Annotated in this window: 1 protein-coding gene and 1 pseudogene; both read right to left on the reverse strand. The window is 65.7% G+C overall.

Translation table 11 applies throughout. From position 1 onward, the window contains the following. A pseudogene (locus tag G1E_RS26990) lies at nucleotides 1-1,370 on the reverse strand (amidase); the annotation flags it as partial. Nucleotide 1,371: 1 nt separating this feature from the next. Next, on the reverse strand, nucleotides 1,372-1,842 hold a 471-nt coding region (locus G1E_RS26995), incomplete at its 5' end, for a M20/M25/M40 family metallo-hydrolase (protein WP_047150300.1).

A 1,842-nucleotide genomic window follows, 5' to 3' on the forward strand; every position in this document is an offset into this window, starting at 1 on the left:
AATGCTGCTCATACACCTTGCACACCCGCAGCACCTGATCATCGGCAAAGCGCCCGGCCACGACCTGAAGCCCCACCGGCAAGCCTTCGCGGGTGAACCCGCAAGGCACTGACGCTGCTGGTTGTTGGGTCAGGTTGAAGGGGTAGCTGAACGGCGTCCATTCCATCCATTGCCCCATCCCCGACCCAGGCGGTACGTTGTGCCCGGCCTCGAACGCCACCAGCGGCAGCATCGGCGAAACCAGCACGTCATAGCGCTGGTGGAAGGCATTCATCTTCGCAATCAACTCCGCCCGTGCCTCCAGTGCTTGGGTGTACTGGCTCAGGCTGATGCGAGCCCCCTGTTCGGCAATCCAGCCCAGCCCAGGGTCAAGCAGCGCTCGCTGCTCATCGCTCAACGCACTGGCCAGCCGCGCTGCACCGGCAAACCACAGGGTATTGAACGTTTCCAGCGGGTCGCTGAAGCCGGGGTCCACTTCTTCGACCTGCGCTCCCAGCCGAGCCAGGCGCTGTACCGCTTGCGCCACCAGCGCCTCAATCTGCGGGTCGACCTGCACGTAACCAAAATTGGCACTGTAGGCGATGCGCAGACCATTCAGGTCTTGCTGCTGGCCCAGCCACGGAGCCTGTCGTGGCGCACCGGCCAGCCCGTCACGTGGATCGGGGCGGGCGACACAGTCGAGCATCAGCACCGCGTCATCCACGGTGCGCGTCATCGGCCCCAGGTGCGACAGTACGGTCATGGCACTGGCCGGCCATTGCGGCACATAGCCAAACGTGGGCTTGATGCCGAAGGTGCCGGTAAAGGCGCAGGGTATGCGGATAGAGCCCCCGGCATCGCTGCCCTGGTGCAGTACGCCCAGGTTCAATGCGGCAGCGGCGGGCACCACCCGACGAGCCACCGGCAGTCAGCCGTGTGTTCCAGGGGTTACGGGTGATGCCGTACAGCGGGTTGTCGGTTACGCCCTTCCAGCCGAACTCGGGGGTAGTGGTCTTGCCCACCAGGACTGCACCGGCCTCACGCATGAAAGCGCTGAACGGGGCATCGACCTCCCATGGCCCGGCCGCGGACGTGGTGCGGGACCCTTTGCGGGTGGGCATGCCACGGGTCAGGGTCAGGTCCTTGATCGAGGCGGGTAGGCCATCGAGCCGGCCGCAAGGCTCGCCCCGTTGCCAGCGTTGTTCGCTGGCCCGGGCAGCGGCAAGGGCGCCTTCGCCGTCGACGTGGCAATAGGCGTTGACCGCCGGGTTGTGCTGGTCGATGCGCGCCAGCACATCGTCGACCACCTCCACAGGCGACAACTGGCGGCGCTGGTACAGTTCGAGCAGTTCGGCAGCGGTGAACTCGCCAATCGCGGTTTTCTGAGGCATTTCAGCGGGCTCCTGGGTTGGCGGCCTGGAACATGGCGCGCAGCAATACGTCGCAACCATCTGCCAGGTCCTGCGGCGCGGCATTTTCGATTTCGTTGTGGCTGATGCCGCCTTCGCACGGTACGAATATCATCCCGGCCGGGCCTAGCTCGGCGAGGAAAATCGCATCGTGGCCGGCACCACTGACAATATCCATGTGGCTCAGGCCCAGCGCACGCGCCCCTTGGCGCACGGCATCCACGCACTGCTCGGCGAAGTACAACGGCGGGAAGTCGGCCGTCGGGGTGAGCTGCCAGGCAAGGCCGTGTGCCGTTGCGCTGGTTTCGATGGCCGTGCGCACTTCACTGACCATGGCGGCGAGGTGCTCTGGGTCGAGATGGCGCAGGTCGATGGTCATGTGCACCTGGCCGGGGATGACGTTGCGCGAGCCCGGGTGCAGGGTCAGGCAGCCTACCGTGCCGCAGGCATGCGG

Origin of the sequence: Pseudomonas sp. TJI-51 (assembly GCF_000190455.2) — a bacterium.
GTDB classification, from domain to species: domain Bacteria; phylum Pseudomonadota; class Gammaproteobacteria; order Pseudomonadales; family Pseudomonadaceae; genus Aquipseudomonas; species Aquipseudomonas juntendi.